The 19532-nt window shown below is 52.7% G+C and carries 20 protein-coding genes; 9 read left to right on the top strand and 11 right to left on the bottom strand.

Annotated features, from left to right (window positions below; translation table 11 throughout):
* Nucleotides 1–67: 67 nt before the first annotated feature.
* From ACTVJH_RS05850 to ACTVJH_RS05820, 7 genes are all read left to right on the top strand, one after another.
* Nucleotides 68–1459, top strand: a complete 1392-nt coding sequence (locus ACTVJH_RS05850; RefSeq protein ID WP_455988425.1) for a sigma-54 interaction domain-containing protein — start codon at nucleotides 68–70, stop codon at nucleotides 1457–1459.
* Nucleotides 1446–2135 (top strand): DUF2238 domain-containing protein, encoded by a 690-nt coding sequence (locus ACTVJH_RS05845; RefSeq protein ID WP_455988423.1) that lies wholly within the window; start codon nucleotides 1446–1448, stop codon nucleotides 2133–2135. Before ACTVJH_RS05850 ends, ACTVJH_RS05845 begins: the two co-directional genes overlap by 14 nt.
* A gap of 237 nt (nucleotides 2136–2372) precedes the next feature.
* The gene (locus ACTVJH_RS05840) at nucleotides 2373–3041 is read left to right on the top strand and encodes a helix-turn-helix transcriptional regulator (protein ID WP_455988421.1); all 669 of its coding nucleotides are present in this window, start codon (nucleotides 2373–2375) and stop codon (nucleotides 3039–3041) included.
* 41 nt (nucleotides 3042–3082) lie between these two features.
* Nucleotides 3083–3475 carry a RidA family protein gene (locus tag ACTVJH_RS05835; protein ID WP_455988419.1) on the top strand — a complete coding sequence of 131 codons (393 nt, stop codon included), beginning with the start codon at nucleotides 3083–3085 and terminating at the stop codon, nucleotides 3473–3475.
* 24 nt (nucleotides 3476–3499) lie between these two features.
* A complete protein-coding gene (cuyA, locus tag ACTVJH_RS05830; protein WP_455988417.1) occupies nucleotides 3500–4516 on the top strand; it encodes a D-cysteate sulfo-lyase in 1017 nt (338 codons plus the stop codon).
* 71 nt (nucleotides 4517–4587) lie between these two features.
* Nucleotides 4588–5298, top strand: a complete 711-nt coding sequence (cuyB, locus tag ACTVJH_RS05825; RefSeq protein WP_455988415.1) for a cysteate racemase — start codon at nucleotides 4588–4590, stop codon at nucleotides 5296–5298.
* 116 nt (nucleotides 5299–5414) lie between these two features.
* A complete protein-coding gene (locus ACTVJH_RS05820) occupies nucleotides 5415–6656 on the top strand; it encodes a dicarboxylate/amino acid:cation symporter (protein ID WP_455988413.1) in 1242 nt (413 codons plus the stop codon).
* Between the two features lie 351 nt (nucleotides 6657–7007).
* Here the strand turns inward: ACTVJH_RS05820 and ACTVJH_RS05815 are convergent, their stop codons facing one another.
* The 7 genes from ACTVJH_RS05815 to hysB form a co-directional block, all read right to left on the bottom strand.
* Nucleotides 7008–7904 (bottom strand): DUF362 domain-containing protein, encoded by an 897-nt coding sequence (locus tag ACTVJH_RS05815; protein ID WP_455988411.1) that lies wholly within the window; start codon nucleotides 7902–7904, stop codon nucleotides 7008–7010.
* Nucleotides 7905–7987: 83 nt separating this feature from the next.
* Nucleotides 7988–8425, bottom strand: coding sequence for a hypothetical protein (locus tag ACTVJH_RS05810; protein ID WP_455988409.1), 438 nt, complete (start codon nucleotides 8423–8425; stop codon nucleotides 7988–7990).
* A 413-nt stretch (nucleotides 8426–8838) separates the two neighbouring features.
* The gene (locus ACTVJH_RS05805) at nucleotides 8839–10212 is read right to left on the bottom strand and encodes a DUF711 family protein (protein WP_455988407.1); all 1374 of its coding nucleotides are present in this window, start codon (nucleotides 10210–10212) and stop codon (nucleotides 8839–8841) included.
* A gap of 332 nt (nucleotides 10213–10544) precedes the next feature.
* Entirely contained in the window at nucleotides 10545–11093 is a 549-nt protein-coding gene (locus ACTVJH_RS05800; RefSeq protein WP_455988405.1) for a glycine cleavage system protein R, read from the bottom strand.
* 20 nt (nucleotides 11094–11113) lie between these two features.
* On the bottom strand, nucleotides 11114–11584 hold the full coding sequence (gene hysD, locus ACTVJH_RS05795) for a NiFeSe hydrogenase maturation protease (protein ID WP_455988403.1): 471 nt from the start codon (nucleotides 11582–11584) through the stop codon (nucleotides 11114–11116).
* 180 nt (nucleotides 11585–11764) lie between these two features.
* Nucleotides 11765–13264 carry a NiFeSe hydrogenase large subunit HysA gene (gene hysA / locus ACTVJH_RS05790; RefSeq protein ID WP_455988401.1) on the bottom strand — a complete coding sequence of 500 codons (1500 nt, stop codon included), beginning with the start codon at nucleotides 13262–13264 and terminating at the stop codon, nucleotides 11765–11767.
* 37 nt (nucleotides 13265–13301) lie between these two features.
* Nucleotides 13302–14234 (bottom strand): NiFeSe hydrogenase small subunit, encoded by a 933-nt coding sequence (hysB, locus tag ACTVJH_RS05785; protein ID WP_455988399.1) that lies wholly within the window; start codon nucleotides 14232–14234, stop codon nucleotides 13302–13304.
* Nucleotides 14235–14748: 514 nt separating this feature from the next.
* On the opposite strand from hysB, the gene ACTVJH_RS05780 reads away from it, so the two are divergent.
* Together ACTVJH_RS05780 and ACTVJH_RS05775 are read left to right on the top strand one after the other, a co-directional pair.
* Nucleotides 14749–16110, top strand: coding sequence for a M23 family metallopeptidase (locus ACTVJH_RS05780; RefSeq protein ID WP_455988397.1), 1362 nt, complete (start codon nucleotides 14749–14751; stop codon nucleotides 16108–16110).
* Entirely contained in the window at nucleotides 16107–16760 is a 654-nt protein-coding gene (locus ACTVJH_RS05775; RefSeq protein ID WP_455988395.1) for an alpha/beta hydrolase, read from the top strand. Before ACTVJH_RS05780 ends, ACTVJH_RS05775 begins: the two co-directional genes overlap by 4 nt.
* A gap of 93 nt (nucleotides 16761–16853) precedes the next feature.
* Here ACTVJH_RS05775 and ACTVJH_RS05770 read toward each other — a convergent pair whose 3' ends face one another.
* The 4 genes from ACTVJH_RS05770 to ACTVJH_RS05755 form a co-directional block, all read right to left on the bottom strand.
* Nucleotides 16854–17246, bottom strand: a complete 393-nt coding sequence (locus ACTVJH_RS05770; protein ID WP_455988393.1) for an SAM-dependent methyltransferase — start codon at nucleotides 17244–17246, stop codon at nucleotides 16854–16856.
* A gap of 330 nt (nucleotides 17247–17576) precedes the next feature.
* Complete coding sequence (locus ACTVJH_RS05765; protein ID WP_455988391.1) at nucleotides 17577–18209, bottom strand: hypothetical protein; 633 nt, start codon at nucleotides 18207–18209, stop codon at nucleotides 17577–17579.
* Nucleotides 18210–18668, bottom strand: a complete 459-nt coding sequence (locus ACTVJH_RS05760) for a septal ring lytic transglycosylase RlpA family protein (RefSeq protein WP_455988389.1) — start codon at nucleotides 18666–18668, stop codon at nucleotides 18210–18212. It lies immediately after the preceding gene.
* Between the two features lie 569 nt (nucleotides 18669–19237).
* Nucleotides 19238–19531, bottom strand: coding sequence for a hypothetical protein (locus ACTVJH_RS05755; protein WP_455988387.1), 294 nt, complete (start codon nucleotides 19529–19531; stop codon nucleotides 19238–19240).
* Nucleotide 19532: the final 1 nt, after the last annotated feature.

The raw sequence follows: 19532 nt of genomic DNA, 5'->3' as shown, positions 1-19532 counted from the left end.
TACGTGAGGGACTGAATGTTTCCAGACATCACAGCAATCGTCCTTTTTTTGAGATCGGGAAACATGCATGCATTTTCCAAGGGAACTGCCGTGTGAGGCCATTTTAGACAGTATCGGTGACGGGGTTTTCACCGTGGATCTGGAATGGAATATCACCTACTTCAACACGGCAGCTTCCAAGGTTACCCAGATAGCCCCCAAGGATGCCATAGGCAGGAAATGCTGGGAGGTATTCAGATCGAGCATCTGTGACGGAGCATGCGCCCTTGAATGCAGTCTTGAAAAACAAAAACCCATTGCCAACAAATCGATCTTCATCATCCGCCCCGACGGCAAAAAGATCCCGGTCAGCATCAGCGCAGCCCCTTTGCACGACCATGAGGGAAGGATCATCGGAGGCGTCGAGACATTCAGGGATTTGAGCGCCATCGCCCTGATGCGCCGGACCATAAGCGGCTCGTACACCTTTGAGGATATTGTCGGCAAAAGCCGGGCTGTTTCCAAGATCTTCGCCATTCTCCCCCAAATTGCCAAGAACCCGGCAACAGTCCTTCTGACCGGAGAATCCGGAACCGGCAAGGAGCTTTTTGCCCGGGCCATCCACAACCTGAGCGACCGGAAATCCGGACCCCTTGTCAGCGTCAATTGCGGGGCTCTACCGGAAAATCTCCTTGAGTCGGAATTGTTCGGATACAAGGCCGGTGCCTTTACCGACGCCAAAAAAGACAAGCCCGGACGGTTCAAACTCGCTGAAGGAGGAACCCTGTTTCTGGATGAAATCGGTGATATGCCCCTTCCCATCCAGGTCAAGATCCTCAGGGTCCTTCAGGAAAAAACCTACGAGTCTCTCGGTGCAACCAAAAGCGAAACCGCTGATGTCAGGATCATTGCGGCCTCGAACAAAAATCTCATGGATCTGGTTCAGGAAGAGCGGTTCCGCCTGGATCTCTACTATCGGCTGAATGTCGTCCAATTGGAACTTCCTCCCCTTCGGGATCGCCTGGAAGATCTTCCCCTGCTCATCGATCATTTCATTCAGCGGCTCAATCTGCTTCAGAACAAGGAGATCCTGGGTGTCTCCGAGGACGTCCTTGCATTGCTCATGCGGTGCGAGTTTCCCGGGAACATCAGGGAACTGGAAAACATCCTCGAATACGCGTTTATCCTCTGTTCTTCGGGATTTATCCAGATAGAGCACCTGCCGGAATATCTCCAGCCCAACCAGGCAGCTCCTCCCTCTTCGGGATTTCCCCCGCCGCCTCGTACCCTCGAAGAAATCAAATGCAAGGCGGTCGTGGATGCCCTTGCACGCAACAAGGGCAAAAAAATGCAGACCTGCCGCGAGCTGGGCATTTCCAAAGACACCTTGCGGCGAATGCTTGCGCGCTGCTCTGAATCTTCCCTTCGAAACGATCAGGGCCGCAATCACCCTGTAGGCCGTAACCATGAGCACAAATGACAAGAATCTTTCCACCCTGACGGAACATTGTCCTCTGGGCATTCCTCATCTTCTTCTGGGAATATATGTCCTGGTCTTCATCCTTCTCGGCTATGCTCCGTACGATCGGGGCGTCTGGATAGCGGAAAATCTTCCCATCGTACTCATTGTCCTTGGACTGGGGATGACCTTCAGGAAACATCGATTCTCGGACACCGCCTATGTGCTCATGGCCGTTCTGGTCTTTTTGCACACCATCGGGGCCCACTACACCTTTGCCCGGGTTCCTTTCGGCCTGATCACCGACACCTTCGGCTTTACCCGAAACCATTTCGACCGCATCGCCCATTTCAGCGTGGGTTTTTACGCCTATCCAGCTGCCGAGCTGCTTCTCCGCTACCGGCTGGTCCGTTCCAGAACCATTCTGCTGCTTTTTCCCCTGTTTTTCATTTTTTTCGTGGCTGCAGGCTACGAGATCCTGGAATGGATCTTCGTCCTGATCATGGCCCCTGACGCGGGCATGGCCTTTCTCGGTGTCCAGGGTGATCCCTGGGATGCGCAGAAAGACATGCTCGCCGATGCCCTGGGGGCGGTCGTGGCCCTGATACTCTTCTGGATGCACAACGCCCGAAAAGCCCACACAGTGACACAATCCCCCCCGGACCACGAGACGCCGCATTTTTCATCTCCTTCGTAAACCGGGTTGTGCGCCACGACTCATATTTCCGGACATACCTTTTAATCTGTCAGGTACATCGCCAAAAAAAGAGCCTTTCGCCTCCATCTCAGATGGAGGCGAAAGGCTCTTTTTTGGCTCTTTAATTTTTTACCTGGTATTAAAATTTTTGTTGAAGATTTACACAAATTTTAGTTGACATGACCAACCCAGCTTGCAATAAGCTGAAACTATCACAGCGACACTCCAGGAGACATCATGCCCCACAACGCAACCAACGATTTGATTTTCAAGACATTGATCCAACTCGCCGACTCTCTTGTGGCCACATTTCCCCGCAATTTCGAGGTGGTCGTCCATGATCTTGCCCAGCCCCAGAATTCCATCAGATATATCGCCGGCGATGTCACGCATCGCACCATCGGCAGTCCCATAACGGATCTGGTGGTCAAGACCCTGCACCGGGAGGGATCTGCCATCAAGGACCGATATAATTACAAGACCACGACCAGCGACGGCCGCTGCCTGAAATCCACGACCAGTTTCATTCGCAATACCCAGAACGAGGTTATTGCCGCCTTTTGTATCAACTTCGACACCACGGATTATTGCAACGCCATCCATGCCCTTGAGATGTTCACCTCGATGGCTGCGGAAAAGGACCAGGAAAAAGTGGAAACCTTTTCAACCTCCATATCCGAGACGATCGAGGCCCTTTTCGATCAGGCCGTTGCGGCCATCGGTAAACAGCCCGCTTCCATGACCACCGACGAAAAGGTGGAACTGGTCCGCGAACTCAAGGAAACCGGCGCCTTTCAGGTCAAGGGAGCAGTGGATCACGTCGCCCTGCTCGTGGGCGTCTCAAAATACACCATCTACAATTATCTCAAAAAGATCCAATCACAACAGAACCTCAATCATATCTGATTGTTGATCAGCTCACCACAACCAACCACGGAGGTTTGTTCATGCTGCCAGGCAAAACCCTGCAATCCGTTGTTACCAAAGAAGCCCCTTCCGCCATTGGTCCCTATTCCCAGGGCATCATCGCCAACGACCTGCTCTTCATTTCCGGACAGCTCCCGGTCGATCCTGCAACCGGGGAATTTGTAACCGGGGACATACAGGCCCTCTGCCATCAATGTCTGAAGAACGTCGAAGCCGTTGCCACTGCTGCGGGTACCCGGCTGGAACAGGCCGTGAAGATGACCGTTTTTCTAACGGATATGGCTGACTTCGCCCAAGTCAACGAGGTCTATGCCCAGTACTTCACGGATCCGGCACCAGCCCGCTCTGCCTTTCAGGTGGCCGGCCTGCCCAAGAATGCACGAATCGAAATCGAAGCCATTTGCAAACTCTAATTCCAACCCACAGGAGGTTTTCTCATGAACTTGGCACAATTTCCTCGACGCCGCTACACCGAAGGACCGACTCCCATCGAATTTTTGCCCCGATTCACCGAGGCCATCGGAGGCCCCGACATCTACATCAAGCGTGACGATCTGCTCGGGCTGACTGCAGGCGGCAACAAGACCCGCAAACTCGAATTCCTGGTCGCCGATGCTTTGGAGCAGAAGGCCGACACCCTGATTACCTGCGGGGCCGTTCAGTCGAACCATTGCCGTCTGACATTGGCCGCGGCCGTCAAGGAAGGACTGAAATGCCGTCTGGTTCTGGAAGAACGGGTTCCCGGCAGTTACAATCCTGACGCATCGGGTAACAATTTCCTCTTTCGACTTCTGGGGGTGGAAAAGATTGAAATCGTTGCCGCAGGCAGTGACATGGGATCCGCCATGGAAAAGGTTGCTGACGATCTCGCCAAGGAAGGCAGACGCGGCTACATCATTCCCGGTGGAGGATCCAATGCCATCGGGGCCACCGGATATGTTTCCTGTGCCCAGGAAATTCAGACCCAGTTGTTCGAAAAAGGCCTCAATATCGACAGACTGTGCGTGGCATCGGGTTCCGCAGGAACGCATGCCGGCCTGCTGACCGGCTTTCTGGGATGCAACATGAACATTCCCATTGTCGGCATCGGGGTAAGTCGCGATCCCGAAGACCAGGATCCCCTAGTCCACAAGGTGGCCGTGGAAACCGCAGCTCGGGTCGGGGTCAACCAGAAAATTCCCCGTGATGCCGTGGTGACATTCGGAGATTATTGGCGTCCCAAGTATTCCGTGCCCAACAAAAAAATGGTCGAGGCAGTGAACATCATGGCCAAGACCGAGGGCATTCTCCTCGATCCGGTCTACACCGGCAAGGCCATGGCCGGGATGATCGATCTCTGTCGCAAGGGCTATTTCAAGAAAGGTGAAAAGGTTCTCTACGTGCATACCGGTGGATCACCGGCTTTGTATGCCTACATCAATCCCATTCTCGGCATGGAGGACGTTGCCGAATAACAATGAGCCCCAACAGTCGCGCATGGTCCCACAGCGGCTGTTGGGGCTTTGTCGTATACAGGTGGTACGAAATGTCGGAAAAAACAGTTGGAATCCTCGGAGGCATGGGTCCGGAAGCCACGGTCGATCTCATGGCCCGGATCATCAAGGCGACTCCCGCCCGCGATGATATCGACCATATCCGCATGGTGGTCGACAACAACCCCAAGGTGCCCTCACGCATCAAGGCCCTGATCGAAAAGACAGGAGAGAGTCCGATTCTCTGTCTGCAGGAAATGGCACGCAAACTCGCTGTATGGGGTGTGGATTTTTTGGCCATGCCTTGTAATACAGCTCATTATTACCACCCGGATGTCCAGGCTGCCGTCTCCATACCCGTTCTGGACATGATCGAGCTGACCGTTACGACCGTGACACAGCAGACCCCCGGTATCAAAACGGTGGGACTGCTGGCATCCACAGCGGTTCTCGATCTTGGTCTGTACACAGATCGCTTCGCCTCCTCCGATGTCCGACTGATCACGCCCGCTGCTGCGATTCAGGACGAAGTCATGAACGCGATCAAGACAATAAAGACCGGATCCTATGGACAGGAAGAGGTAAAAATTCTGCAACAGGCGGCCGAACAGCTCGTTGCACATCGCGCGGAGGCACTGCTTGTGGCCTGTACCGAGCTGTCCATCCTCACCTCGCAGCTCGATTCACCGGTCGATCTCTATGATTCGGCACAGATTCTTGCCGAGGCAATCGTTCAAACCGCTCGAACCGGGCAGGCGGACTGAGCCTTCCGGCATCAGGAGAAAATACGGCATATCGGCCAAACACCAGCACGCCATGATTGTCCGTCGTATCGGGCAATATGGCATCAACCCCAAACGAAAAGGGAGATGGTATTTCTATGACTACAACCACAAAGAAGATGAGTCTGCCGGCCAAAATGGGTATCGGTTTTGGGTTGGGTATCCTACTGGGACTCTTCCTCCAATTCGTCAACTGGGATTCCTCATGGGTCAAACCCTTTGGTGACATCTTCATCCGACTCATCAGGATGATCGTCGTTCCCCTGGTCTTTGCATCCCTGGTCACCGGTGCAGCGTCCATGGGTGATCTGAGCAAGCTGGGACGGATATCTGTCAAAACCATCATCTATTATTTATTTACCACCGGGATGGCCGTATTCATCGGCTTGCTGGTGGCCAACATCTTTCAGCCGGGGGTCGGGTTGAATCTCGCCACGGAAGGACTCACGGCCAGAGAAATCGCTCCGCCAAGCGCCGTGGACACCCTGCTGAACATCGTTCCTCTCAACCCGGCCCAGGCCTTTGCCGATGGCAATCTGCTGCAGATCATCTTTTTCGCCATTTTCTTTGGCTTCGCCCTGTCCGCACTGGGTGAAAAGGGACGCCCCCTGCTCAAGGTCTTTGAGGTCACCAACGATGTCATGATCAAGATCACTCACGCAGTCATGAGCTATGCTCCCTACGGTGTCTTCGCGCTCATCGCCTATACCGTAGCCAACAGCGGTCTGCAGGTACTGCTTCCCCTGCTCAAGCTCATCCTGCTTATGTATGTTGCTGCAGTCATCCAGATCTGCGTCGTCTACCTGCCCCTGCTCAAGGGTGTGGCCCGAGTAAATCTGAAAACCTACTTCCGCATCATGACCCAGCCGCTGCTGATCGCCTTTTCCACCTGCTCCAGTGCCGCGGCCCTGCCGGCGAATCTGACAGCCACGGCAAAGCTCGGTGCCCCCAGAGAGATCTCCAGCTTCACCATTCCTCTGGGTACAACCATCAATATGGACGGCGCGGCACTCTATCTCGGTCTGGCCTCCATGTTCGTGGCCCAGATCTATGGAATCGACTTGAGTCTCGGTTCCCAGGTGAGCATCCTGCTTATGGCCATCCTGGCATCCATTGGTTCGGTCGGTGTCCCTTCGGCAGCCCTGGTTGTCATGACCATGGTCTTCACCCAGGTCAATCTGCCCATGGAAGGTATCGCCCTGGTCGCCGGTGTGGACCGTATCCTCGACATGGCGCGGACCACGCTCAATGTCATGGGTGATGCAACTGGCGCCCTGGTCGTCTCGCGACTGGAAGGTGAATTGGATACAGAAGCGGTCGAAGCCGCTGAAGTGGCCTGAAAAAAGGATCGAGCCTGATCCAACGAATCTTCACCAATCATAATCCCCCGTTCTCACACAGGTGAGGGCGGGGGATTTTACGTCTCGACCAATCGGGAAAATCAACCAATGCAATACATTGGCAAATCCAATGCGAGCTGGCGCCCGCAACCCAACAAAGGTTTCAACGCCCGCTCGCACGCTCGCTCGAGGATCAGAGGATCAGAGAACGGCACAGAGAAAGACATTTTCCCTCTGGTTTTTTCTCTGATCCTCTGATCCTCGAGGCATATCTAATATGCCGGGCGTTGCGTGCAGTTTTACATCTTTCGATATTCTTGTTTTTTATGGCAGACTTTCACGAGTAAGGTACTAACGGATCAGTCGCTTGATCATGCTGCGGATCAACCGTTTGGGACCAAAAATCTGGGGATGCAGTTCGTGGGGAAGTACAAAGGAAGAGAAATCAAAATCTGCTGGAGATTTCAGGGGATAGTTCAGATTGTCGGCAATCGCGCCGGGTAGTCCCATGCGGATGCCTTCCTGCCAGAGGGGCACATCCCCGGGTTTGAGACCGAGCAGGACATAGACCGCCGTATCCAGGGCCACGGTATCCCTGCTCGCACCAAGAAAATGACCGGCAAAGGGCTTCCCAAAGGTCGGGCCGGTTTCGTGCATGGCCGTGATCCCGTCCACAAGAGAGATGGTTTCAGGAAGGGCCTGCATCAGGTGGACGAAAAAACTTGCGAATCGTCTCCCTCTATCGCCATGCCTGAAGTGAATCAGGGGTTTTCGGAAACCCGAGACCGTGCCGAAAAGATTCTTGACCCCGGCAGATACACGCATCTGTGAATGGGCCTTGAGTTTGGGGAGGTTGACGATCAGGGAGGCATTGAGGGCAGTTGCAGAGATCCCGGCCCTGAAGGGACCGAAAGATGTAGCAACAGGGTGGTCCAGAGTCACCAGATCAAGGCCCAGATCATCGAGAAGACGGGTCAGCCCGGATGCCCTCCCCACTGCGCGGGCCGAGCCAAAGGCGGGGGAGTCACCCACAACAACAGTCCAGCCTTTGTTCAGAAAATATCCGGCCGTGGCAGCAACTATGGCGGGATGGGTGCAGGCAAGCGTCGCGTTGCGCGAGGAGATGAGATTGGGCTTGATCAAAACATGACCGCTCGGAGGCAGAGACAGGTTCAGGCTGTCCAAAAGATGGAACACAACATGTTGTGCACCTTCATACGTATCAGCCCTGGCTAAAAAAACATCCATGCCCACTCCTGGTCTGTATCCATTCCCATAAAAAAATCCCGGAAAAGATCCCCGGGATTTAAAATGGCTTTGCGCAAAACAATTTATCTGGCAGCGGCTGCAAACTCCTTTTGGATCTCTTCGAGCAGCCGCTGTGCCTCGCGAATCTTGTCAGCCTGTTCCTGGGAAGCCGCCTGCGTCCCGAGATAATCAGCCTTGTTGGCCATCTCCTGGGTCATGGTGCCCATGAGCATAAATCGGGTCTTTTCGGGCAGGGTCTTGAGACCGGCCACATCTTCCTCGAGGGTGACAACGCGTGTCTGCAAACCGTTCAGCGCATCGACCTGTTCCCGAAGCTCGGTAAAATTCTGTCTGAACCCGAAATAGAAAACAACCAGCAGGATGATGGACATGATGGATATGGCGATGGCCACCTTGCCCGAATCCCTGCGGGTGTCGATCAGATCCTTTTGCACTTCTTCAGCGTAATTGACATTCTGGGACTGGTTTTCCGCCTGCATATCCTTTTCCTGTGCTTCCATCTGGTTCTCCCTGGTACCTATCATACTGAACAGTGATTTTCTCATCAGACAAATATAAGGATGAGATATACAAAATATGTCCGCGAGGCAAGATCACGACACGTCCCACTTACGGCAAACCTGTCTTCTTCAGGATCCTGGGACAGCATGGCTGGTTTGCTCCGTTTCAATCGATTTGAAACTCCCTCGCCGGCCTCGTACCACATCATCCATGATAACCCTCTTGAGGCATCTGGATATGCCGAATCTTGCCGTGCCTTTCCTGCGCACTTCAAGGCCTTTGGGCGGACCCGTGTGTCCGCCCCGATGATTCACTTTTTTCCTGCGCACTGCGCACTGCGAACTGCGCACTATATACTCTGTACTGCGCACTACATACTCATTCACACTCCAAAAACGTACAACCCCAGCCCCTAATTGATCATGCTCTGCAGCGGGGCCGGAATGAGCCCTCCCCGACGCACAAAAACATCCGAGGCACCCGGGGAACGGACAGGCATGATTTCGGCTTCTCCGAGCAACCCGCCGAACCGGGCAAAGTCACCGGCCTTTTTGCCGGGTACGGGGATGATCCGCGTTGCCGTCGTCTTCTTGTTGATCATTCCAATGGCCATTTCATCGGCAATAATGGCTGATAGGGTTTCCGCCGGTGTATCTCCGGGGATGGCGACCATATCCAGACCCACCGAACACACCGCGGTCATGGCCTCGAGTTTCTCCAGACAGAGATCTCCGCAACTGGCAGCACCTGCAATATTCAGATCCTCACTCACGGGGATGAAGGCACCGCTGAGTCCTCCAACACGGGAACTGGCAAAGGCACCGCCTTTTTTCACGGCATCGTTGAGCATGGCCAGAATGGCCGTGGAGCCCGGGACCCCGATATTTCTGAGTCCAATGGCCTGAAAGATCTCGCCCACGCTGTCACCCACATTGGGGGTCGGGGCCAGGGAAAGATCAACGATCCCAAATTGCACGCCCAATCTCTCAGCCACCTTCTTGCCGATAAGCTGTCCGGCCCGGGTAACCTTGTAAGCGGTCTGCTTGATGACCTCGGAAATTTCGCCGATGGATGCCTCGGGATTGCTTACCAGGGCGCGGTCAATGGCCTTTTTGACCACTCCGGGTCCACTCACGCCCACATTGATCACCGACGAGGGTTCTCCGACACCGAGATAGGCCCCGGCCATGAAGGGAACATCCTGGGGAATATTCGCGAAAACGCAGAGTTTGGCGCAGGCCAGCCCGTCCTTGTCCGAGGTCATGGCCGCGGCCTGCTTGATAATATGACCCATCCTGGCCACAGCGTCCATGTTGATCCCTGCGCGGGTCGTGGCCACATTCACGGAAGCACAGATCCGATCGGTCACGGTCAGGGCCTCGGGAATGGAATCGATCAGGGCGATATCACCTGTTGCCATTCCCTTTTGGACCAGACACCCGAATCCACCGATAAAATCGATGTTCACGTCCTTGGCAGCCTGATCCAGGGTCCTGGCGATGGATACCATCTGAGAGGTGGAAAAGGGTGCGCCCACGACCCCGATGGGACTGATGGCAATACGCTTGTTGACAATGGGAATACCGTAAATATCGCCGAATTCATCGCATATCTCGACCAGCTCTCCGGCCAGCCCGGTGATCCGTTGATATATTTTGTCCTGAAAACGATGCAGGTCATCTGAAACACAATCAAAAAGATTGATCCCCAGGGTGACGGTTCGAACATCCAGATGTTCGTTTTTGACCATCGCGATGGTCGACAGGACTTCACGTTCAGTAAGCATGTTTCTTCCTTGTTATATGCCCCTCCATGGCAGACCATGGAAAGACACCTGTGCAGCCTTTAATAAAAAATGCCGGGATTGAAAAAAGTCGATGCCAAAAACCCATAAACCACCTTTCCCCCTCTCCCCAATCTCTCAACTCACTCAACTCTCAAAATCTCCCAACTCTCTCAAATTTCTCAACTCTCTCAAATTTCTCAACTCTCTCAAATTTCTAAAATTTCTTAAATTTCTTAAATTTCTAAAATCTCTCAAATCTCTTAAATCTCTAAAATCTCTTAAATCTCTCAAATCTCTAAAATTTCTCAAATCTCTAAAATTTCTAAAATTTCTCAAATCCGATTGATGGATTCAAAAATTTCCCGATGCTGGACGGAATAATCAAGTCCAAGCTCCCGGCAGGCAACTCCAAGATGCTTTCTGAACAGGGCCTGGTCCGAGGAACCAGGAAAATCGATTTCAAAAATCATGATGAAACGAACATGATCTGTCTCGGTGTGTCTGACGGCCTTGAGCTCACTGATATTGCCGCCTGCCTGTTTGATGACCTCGGAAACCCTGGCCACCTGTCCCGAACAATCGGTGCCACTCGTAGTCACCACGAGTGGGGTGGATTCTTGTGGCTCATACAGTGCGGAGGAAGCGGCTGCGCGAACAAAAACGCTCAAATTCAGCGGTTCGAGGGCCTGGGAAAGATCTTCCTGAAGGGCTTTCAAACAGGATGTTGGGCAATCAACAAGCAGGATAGCGGCGAATTCGGCCTGTAGAATCGTCTGGGTGAGATCTTCGATATTGCATCCATGATCATAGAGGATGCTCGAGACAGAAGCGACAATTCCCGGACGATCCTGTCCCAAAACAGATACGACAATTTTTTCCAATGTATTGCTCCTTTTCGCAATCAAAGATTGAGCTGGGCCCGGATCTCCTTGCGCACGATATCCATATACCGGGGAAAGGCCTTCTGCAACGGGGGGGTCATCTCCATTTTCCAGACGCACAATTCCAGGGGTTCGATCCCGATGACGGTCAATTCGGGCTTATTGCCCAGCAATTCGGCCATCTTCAAGGAATCGAGCAGATCGATGTCGTGCAGGGAAAGGGCCTGTTCCTTGTTTTCCCGGAGGTCCTTTTCTTCATGGCGATAAATAGTCCCGGGCTCACGCCCCCCGCGGACAGCGTCAAGAACCAGAAGTTTTTCATATTCCTGAAACAGGTAAAATATATCCTGGGTAAAGGTCCCGCCATCGATGAAGTCGACCCGGTCAAGGGGCCAGCCTTCTTCGTTTTGAAGTTCCTGAACCGCATAGACCCCTACGCCTTCATCCATGAGCAGGAGATTTCCCACCCCAAGAACAAGTAATTCTTTCATCGTCTTTCTCCAAGATTGGATTGCCGCCATTGTGGGACAGATCAAGAAAAAAGGCCGGACAAGATCCGGCCTTTTATGGTCATCAGGTGCTGAAGTCCAGCACAAGGTTTAGATGCAGTCGTAGGTAACGACGTTCTCTTCACCAGTCTCAGCGTGCAACACGTGCACGGCACAGCCCAGTCACGGATCAAAGGAGCGGATCAGCCGCCCCACATTGACGGGATTCTTGTAATCGGGAACAGGTACACCGACCAGACATTCCTCGATGGGACCGCGCTGACCCATGTCATCCATGGGATTGGCGTTCCAGATGGTCGCGGAGATGATCTGGTAGTTGCTGATCTTCTGATCCTTGACATCGATGTAGTGCAGCAGAGCGCCGCGCGGAGCTTCGGTCATGCCGAGCCCTTCACCGGTCTGAGGCAGTTCGTATTCCATGTAGGTGGACTTGCCGGGGACGATTTCCTTGAGCCAATCGGCCATGGCATTGGCAACGATCAGGGTTTCTTCGGCGCGGGCCACGTGCCGACCCATGATGGAGAAGGCCTTGTCGCCCAGGTCACGGAACATCTTGGCCTTGATGCCGTATTTTTCCTTGAGCATCTTCTGACCGACGTCGCTGAGCTCGGGATTGGTGACCCACAAACGGGCCAGGGGACCTGCTTCACAGGACTTGTCGGCATAGCGGGGAGACTTGATGAAGCTGTAGGCACCGGCCTTGTCGACATCGGGAACGGTCTCGCCTTCGGAAAAGTTGAGGCCGGACTTGCTCTGGTTGAACCAGGAATGACCGACATACTCCTTGATCTTGGCGGGATCGACCTTGACATCCTTGCCGTCGACAAAGGCACCGCGTTTGAGCAGCAGATCCAGGGGATCATCGTCGCTCATGGGAAAAACACCCCAGGCCACACAATTCTTGTAACCGGCACCGGTTTCAAAAAGATCGGGATACACGGTACCAAGGGTATAGATAAGCGGCAGATATTCATCCTTCACAAAGGCAAGAACTTCCTTGAAACGGGCATAGTACTTGGCGATCTTTTCCTTTGAGGGGGATTCGGTTGTACCACCGGCGACCATTCCCTGAACATGGGGCATTCTGCCACCCAGAAGGGCGACCATCTCATGACAGATACGACGGATTTCAAGAGCCTTCAGATACTGATCCAGACCGTACTTGTTGACGGCTTCGGCCTGCTTGGGGTCCTTGATTCTGTTGGTCAGAAGATCCGGATTTTCATACCGGGGGATAAAAGGTGCGGCATCCGGGCCCTTGACATAGTCCAAGGCAGCCAGGTGGTAAAAATGGAGGATATGGGACTGCAAAAAATTGGCCCCGAGGATAAGGTTCCGAGCCAGACGTCCGTTGGTGGGGATCTTGACTCCAAAGGCATCGTCCAGGGCCAGAACCGAGGCGGTGGCATGAGCGGTGGGACAGACACCGCAGATACGCTGGGTCAGCTGGGAGGCATCCCGAGGGTCGCGGCCCACAAGAATGTTTTCAAAACCACGATACATCCCGCCAATACACTTGGCATCCACAACCTTACCGTTCTTGACCTCGACCTCGACCTTGAGATGCCCCTCGATCCTGGTCACCGGATCAACGGCAATCTTGATTTTTTTGGAGGAAACCCCTGCTGCAGCGGGAGCTTTGCTTGGCTTACATCCTGACATATAGTAACTCCTTCTTCAGAATTTCGATTCGTGGTGATTAGCCTTCTTCGTAGAGCGGGGACATGGCATCCGGGAAACCCGGCTCAACACACCCGATACAAATAGCGTTCTCGACACACCAGTTCACGCCGCCATTCCAACGCCTCTTGAAGCAATCTGCATAGGCGCTGGGACCTTTACAGCCAAGCTGATACCGACACTTGTCCTTTTCCATGAAATTGGTAGCCAGATCATAGTTTTCAAATTGCTCCAGAAACGGACAATTTTCATGGATGTTTTCACCAAAGAAAAGCGTGGGACGGCCGTCGCTATCGAGTTCAGGCAGGGGGCCCTTGCCCAGGGCGTACTGCCAGGCAGCCAGAAGCGTTCCGATCATCCAATCGGGATGCGGAGGACAACCCGGTACATTAACGACCAGTTTGTCACCAAGTCCGTTGGCAGCAAAGACATCCTTGACACCTGCAGCACCGGTGAGGTTACCCTGCCCGGCAGGAATGCCGCCATAGGCAGCGCAGGTACCGACAGCCACGGTAGCCAAGGCTTTCTTGCCCAGTTCCAGAGACAGATCCTTCATGGTGATCTCGTGACCATCTCTTTCACCGACAACGCAATACCGTCCATCGGCCTTGGTCGGGATGGCCCCTTCAATGATCAGGAAAAACTTGCCCTGGAATTTCTCGGCAACTTCAAACATGTGCTCGAGAGCCAGGTCACCTTCCGCGGCCATGATGGTGGGATGATACTCGAGGCTGATGACCTTGAGAAGAACATCCTTGATCTTGGGATGAACCGAGTTCAACAGGGAAACCGAACAACCGGTACATCCCTGCCCCTGGATCCAGATCACCGGAGCCTTTTTGGCACCCTCTTCCATGGCCTGGATAACCTTGGGATTGAAAACTTGCGATATCCCAAGGCCGGCCACCGTGCCGGAACAAAGTTTGACAAATTCACGTCTGTTTAAACCCATACCCTCCTCCTTATTAAGATGTTCGATACATAGACGCATCACATCGTTATTCAGGTTTTAATTTGGTAAACCTATCGATTTATCTTGTCAATATGTTCACAAGATTCTTTTTTTATATTGACAAGGTAGATACACGGCTCACAAAAAACCGCAGGTGTTTTCACCGAAGCATGAGTATCAACCATAGAGCATACTTTCGAATCACCACACCACAAGCAAGACCCTCGTTCAAAAAAGGACAAGGGGGATGAATCATGCGCCCCCTACCTTTCGTGACCCTCAGCCTGAACGCAAATCAAGTCACCCTTCAAGGCAACCTTGCCATTTTGGATACGACCCATTAGAAACGTTTTTTCGATGAATACGCAGCTGCAGCCAAGGGGCTCGATGATCAGATACCCTGGCGGACCATCACTTTCCTTGTCTATCCCCGGACCAAAGGAACACAGATTGGCCCGGGGATCGAACCAAAACCCTGCACACCGTATTCTCGCAACACCAAGGAGCCTTATCTATGAAAAGTGTTTTCAAACCCATGAGCTGGATCGTACTGGCCGCTGCAATCATCGCCGGACTGGTTCTCGGCTACCTGAAATTCTTCGAATCCGGCATACCGGATGTTTGCCTGACACCAGAACGTAGCGTTGTGACTGACGAAACCCAATTCAGCCTGACATCCAGTGATAGTGATTCCGGGCTGAAAATGGTTCAGGTCGTGGTTCAGCAACAGGATCGACAATCCATAGTCCTCAGTCAGAGCTTTGCGGCCAAGCAGTATGAGTGGTCGGCAACCTTTAATCTCAAGAAGGCCAGACTTCAGGAAGGTCCGTTTGAACTGCTGATTTCCAGTACCGACAAATCGTGGAATCATCTTGGCAAAGGAAACACCCGACTGATCAAACAAAACCGTGAACTGGACAACCATCCGCCTGTAGTCAGCGTCATTTCCAGACAGCATAACGTTGCCACGGGTGGATGCGGTATGGTCGTTTACACCCTTTCAGAACCAAGTCATCAGACAGGGGTCATGGTTGGAGAACAGTTTTTTCCTGGATTCAAGCAGGGAAAAACAGAAAATTATCTCGCACTGTTCACGTTTCCCTATAACGCCGACCCCCAAAAAGATGTGCCCGAGGTCATTGCTGTGGACGAAGCGGGCAATACAGGCAGAAGCGGATTCAATTACCATCTCATCCCCAAACAGTTTCGCCAGGATACCATACGCATTTCCGACAGATTCCTGGAACAGAAGATGCCGCAATTCACCACTGCATACCCCAATGAAGCCAGTCTGCTGGATGTCTTTCTCAAGGTGAACAATGAAAGCCGGACCAAAAACAGAGCCAGCCTGCACGAATTCGCCCGGCAGACCCAGCCGAAAATGCTCTGGAAGAAGTCATTTATCCGCCAGCCCGGTGCAGCCACCCGAGCGACCTTTGGCGACAAGCGGACCTACACCTACAACGGCAAGGTCATCGATCATCAACGCCACCTTGGAGTCGATCTGGCCTCTGTCGCCAGAGACAGGGTCCAGGCATGCAATAGTGGCAGGGTTGTTTTCGACGGATTCATGGGCATTTACGGTAATGTCATCATCATCGACCACGGCATGGGATTGCAGAGCCTCTACGCCCATTTGAGCCAGATGCTCGCGCATACGGGTGATGAAGTACAGCGCGGCCAGATCATCGGGCTGACAGGTGCCACCGGCATGGCCGGCGGTGATCATCTGCACCTGGGAATCATCCTCTCCGGAATCCCGGTCAATCCGGTTGAATGGTGGGACAGCCATTGGATCACGGACAACATCGACTCCAAGCGTGAAATCCTCAGACAGCTCTCACCATCGCCCAATCCCTCGGAGTCCACCCCATGAACCCGATACCGTCACAACACGTGCTTTTCCTGCATGGATTCACCTCTTCGGCCAAATCAGGCAAGGCCATGTTTCTGAAGGAACAATGCTCTGCCCTGCCCGGTGTCGACTTCACCATCTTTGACTTCAATCCAACACCCAAAGATTTTGAATACTTGACTATTACGGGGATGATCAATCGGCTCAGGCAATACATCCTGGACCAGAAATCAGACCGGATGACCTTTATTGCCAGTTCATTGGGAGGTCTCGTGGCCACCCGGTATGCAGAGCGATTTGGTGGGATCGATACCATGCTTCTTCTCGCCCCGGCCCTGTTCTACCATCATTGGGGGACCACAGAGGATGAAATCGCACTCTGGAAACAAATGCGGGTGGCGCCGGTGATGCATAAAGGTTTCCAGCAGGAGATACCCTTGCAGTACACCTTTCATGAAGACGGTCTCGGGTATACCGACCCCATTCCCCCGGCAACACAAACGACCATCATTCACGGCAGACAGGATCAGACGGTGCCTATTGAACATAGTCGCGACTATGCAACAACCTATCCGAACATGGTCCGCCTTGTGGAAATTGATGCCGATCATCGACTCACAGATCAGAATGCATTGCTCTGGGAAGAGGTCTCCACCCTGCTCCACAAATAGTCACATCATCTGACACATACTCTCCAATTCAAAAGGCCCCTGCGCTAGTAAGCGCAGGGGCCTTTTGAATTGTGGAGCACGAAAAAGATCAACTCATGGACGCACATCCGGTTTGATGTCCAGGATAGGGGTATTGTTGCGCATGTCGATTCCCTTGACCCGGATAACGGTACCCGTTCGTTCAAGCACCGTGACCACGGAAAGTCCGATACCGTTGGGCCGATGGGGTGAACAGGTGGCAAAGACCCCTTTCTTGTCCCCGCCTGCATGCGGAGGACGCTGCCTGAGCGAGGTAAGTGAAAACGGCGAGCTCTCGTTAAAATGAAACAAGACCACAATGCGCTTGCCCGGTTCGATCCCCTCGAGCCCGGCAAGATAGGGTTCATCGATAATCAATTCACCCTCTACGTCAGATACCGACCAATGACGCGGCAGCGTTGTAGCCTCGGTTTCGACACGACCAATGGGTTCAAAAACAACCGACATGAACGACTCCTTGAAAATCAACAGATGGTATACATCAATATATTGCGCAATGAACCAGTCTCCATTTCACCAGTTTCCATTTCACCAGTTTCCATTTCACCAGTGGGCACGGCACGCCGTGCCCCTACCGTCTCCCATCTCCCCGTCTCCCATCTCCCCGTCTCCCTTCTTTTCCTCCTGCTCGTTCCGGTTTGGGCGAACACAAGGTTCGCCCCTACAAACATTCACCTTCCATTCGCCTTTCCCGTCTCCCTTCTCCCGTCTCCCTTCTCCCGTCTCCCTTCTCCCTTCTTTTTTTCCCTGCGCACTGCGGACTGCGTACTGCGCACTTTAATTCACTCCCTTCTTTTTCCGCTGTTTCAACCGTTGGCGGGCCTTTTTGAGCCTATCCATCTTCAGCCGTCCATCTTCTGACTGCTGATCATCAATCGAAGCCAATACCAGCGTTTCCAGGGCTGCTTTCTGCTCCTCGCCTTTACTGTCCCAGGCGAGGATGAAATGCTCGTTGGCCGCGTGTTCAAAGGATTCGAAATTCGTGACCCTGCCTGGAAAATATGCCAGAACTGCAGCGATCATATCCCGAAAAAGCCCGGCAAGCATACGCACACCAGGCTCCGAACTCCTGGCGTACCAGGCATATAACGAAGACAAAAACAAAAACTTCTGGTGCCCGGAGCCAATGCCGGTGATGCACTCGGCAAGAGCTATATTGCCCTGCTCCAGATCCGCCATCAGACCATCCAGATTCCGAAGATCCGCCTCCTGGACACAAGGCCGGGACAGAAGCCGGATAAGATGGCCGGCAAATCCATAGCGTCCGTTGGGCAGGGAAACATTGCCCCCGCACCCCGGACAACCGGGACGGTCCTGCCCCTTGAGGGCGATACGCCCTTCCAGGGTTCCGCCGAACGCATCGATAAAGGATCTTCCGCATTGGTCGCAGACTGCCGGAAAGGGTATCATCTACTGCAACGCCTCCACAAAAACCTTTGTGACGCCCTGCTCGAGGATACCCAGCTTTCTGGCCGCTGCCCAGGAGAGATCAACAATCCTACCGTCCCCGTACTTGAAGGGTCCCCTGTCGTTCACCCGGACCAGAACAATCTTGCCGGTATCGATCCGGGTCACCCGCAGAATCGTATCAAAAGGCACTGTCTTATGAGCACAGGTCAAGGCCCGGTAATCATATTTTTCCCCGGAGGCGGTCATGCGCCCCTGGGCTGCTTTCCCGGTCCACGAAGCCAGCCCGCGTTCCCTGTATCCGACAGCATGATCAGCAGGATGATACCGCTTGCCGTGGACCGAATAGGACTGTTTGTACGGCACAACCGGATCGGGCGGAATGCTCTTCTTGGCGCAGGCGGAAACGACAAAAAGAAGAAAAAAAAGGCCTGGAATCAAACGCAATAAATAGTAATGCATCGCAAATAAAAACCTCTTTCAGTGGTCATGAGACTGGCAGTTACAACGCTTCAATATTTTTGCGTATTTTAAAAGCCTAAGCCTCTTGGTTATCCTTGTGCATTGAAACGGATTCTACAAGGGCGGATTGAAAATTGGTCCACAAAAAGTGGGCCCCCTTTCCTTGCTTCGGGTAGCAACCGACAATTCAAAATCTTTTCTCAAACTCGCTGTGGCCTCCTCGACCGTAGCCGTCTGGCCGTTTTCTCCGAACATTAAGACCTCACGACAAAAGGCCCAACATTCGCCTTCCGAAGCCTTTTCTATGGTTGCTACGAGTTCACCCTTCATGTCTATAAGTTTTACAATACAGCAAAAGAACCCATCTATCCAATTAATTTGAAATCATCAAACGATGAAGCGACCGTATCCTTACCAAATGCAACGCAGGAACCGAAAAAATCAGGAGCGTCCAATTATTAAATTTTAGTCAATGTTTCATACAGGTGCAAATAGAGCTTTTCAAAACTCCCTGTCATTGATTCAACGTCAATCAGCACCATTGAATTGCTCTCAAGAAACCCATCGAATCAGGCAGGAGAGATTTTTTCCTGTGGCGGAAAATCCTCTTCAGGCTTTACAATGGCATGATAATACCGTCGCCCTTTTGGATTGGCTTCATAAAGAATTTTGACCCGATCGCCAACAGCTATATTTCCAACAGACACCTCTTCAACAAATGGATAATATTTTTTTCCATTTACAGTGATCACACTGTTTTCTATTTGTTGGACAATACCAGATGATATGTTCAAACTGCCTGCACAAATATTATTACAGCTAAAAAAAATAAAAAAAATGATAAAACAAAGTATTCTTTTCATT

It is taken from the genome of Desulfoplanes sp. PS50 (assembly GCF_053851535.1).
The sequence above is the reverse complement of the archived record's forward strand: the minus strand, read 5'-3'. Positions and strand labels throughout refer to the sequence as shown.

What these genes read in the sequence shown, in the direction of transcription:
- ACTVJH_RS05850 (WP_455988425.1), top strand. Translation starts at nt 68, where the DNA reads ATGCATTTTCCAAGGGAACTGCCGTGTGAGGCCATTTTAGACAGTATC.
- ACTVJH_RS05845 (WP_455988423.1), top strand. Translation starts at nt 1,446, where the DNA reads ATGAGCACAAATGACAAGAATCTTTCCACCCTGACGGAACATTGTCCT.
- ACTVJH_RS05840 (WP_455988421.1), top strand. Translation starts at nt 2,373, where the DNA reads ATGCCCCACAACGCAACCAACGATTTGATTTTCAAGACATTGATCCAA.
- ACTVJH_RS05835 (WP_455988419.1), top strand. Translation starts at nt 3,083, where the DNA reads ATGCTGCCAGGCAAAACCCTGCAATCCGTTGTTACCAAAGAAGCCCCT.
- cuyA (WP_455988417.1), top strand. Translation starts at nt 3,500, where the DNA reads ATGAACTTGGCACAATTTCCTCGACGCCGCTACACCGAAGGACCGACT.
- cuyB (WP_455988415.1), top strand. Translation starts at nt 4,588, where the DNA reads ATGTCGGAAAAAACAGTTGGAATCCTCGGAGGCATGGGTCCGGAAGCC.
- ACTVJH_RS05820 (WP_455988413.1), top strand. Translation starts at nt 5,415, where the DNA reads ATGACTACAACCACAAAGAAGATGAGTCTGCCGGCCAAAATGGGTATC.
- ACTVJH_RS05815 (WP_455988411.1), bottom strand. Translation starts at nt 7,904, where the DNA reads ATGGATGTTTTTTTAGCCAGGGCTGATACGTATGAAGGTGCACAACAT.
- ACTVJH_RS05810 (WP_455988409.1), bottom strand. Translation starts at nt 8,425, where the DNA reads ATGGAAGCACAGGAAAAGGATATGCAGGCGGAAAACCAGTCCCAGAAT.
- ACTVJH_RS05805 (WP_455988407.1), bottom strand. Translation starts at nt 10,212, where the DNA reads ATGCTTACTGAACGTGAAGTCCTGTCGACCATCGCGATGGTCAAAAAC.
- hysD (WP_455988403.1), bottom strand. Translation starts at nt 11,584, where the DNA reads ATGAAAGAATTACTTGTTCTTGGGGTGGGAAATCTCCTGCTCATGGAT.
- hysA (WP_455988401.1), bottom strand. Translation starts at nt 13,264, where the DNA reads ATGTCAGGATGTAAGCCAAGCAAAGCTCCCGCTGCAGCAGGGGTTTCC.
- hysB (WP_455988399.1), bottom strand. Translation starts at nt 14,234, where the DNA reads ATGGGTTTAAACAGACGTGAATTTGTCAAACTTTGTTCCGGCACGGTG.
- ACTVJH_RS05780 (WP_455988397.1), top strand. Translation starts at nt 14,749, where the DNA reads ATGAAAAGTGTTTTCAAACCCATGAGCTGGATCGTACTGGCCGCTGCA.
- ACTVJH_RS05775 (WP_455988395.1), top strand. Translation starts at nt 16,107, where the DNA reads ATGAACCCGATACCGTCACAACACGTGCTTTTCCTGCATGGATTCACC.
- ACTVJH_RS05770 (WP_455988393.1), bottom strand. Translation starts at nt 17,246, where the DNA reads ATGTCGGTTGTTTTTGAACCCATTGGTCGTGTCGAAACCGAGGCTACA.
- ACTVJH_RS05765 (WP_455988391.1), bottom strand. Translation starts at nt 18,209, where the DNA reads ATGATACCCTTTCCGGCAGTCTGCGACCAATGCGGAAGATCCTTTATC.
- ACTVJH_RS05760 (WP_455988389.1), bottom strand. Translation starts at nt 18,668, where the DNA reads ATGCATTACTATTTATTGCGTTTGATTCCAGGCCTTTTTTTTCTTCTT.
- ACTVJH_RS05755 (WP_455988387.1), bottom strand. Translation starts at nt 19,531, where the DNA reads ATGAAAAGAATACTTTGTTTTATCATTTTTTTTATTTTTTTTAGCTGT.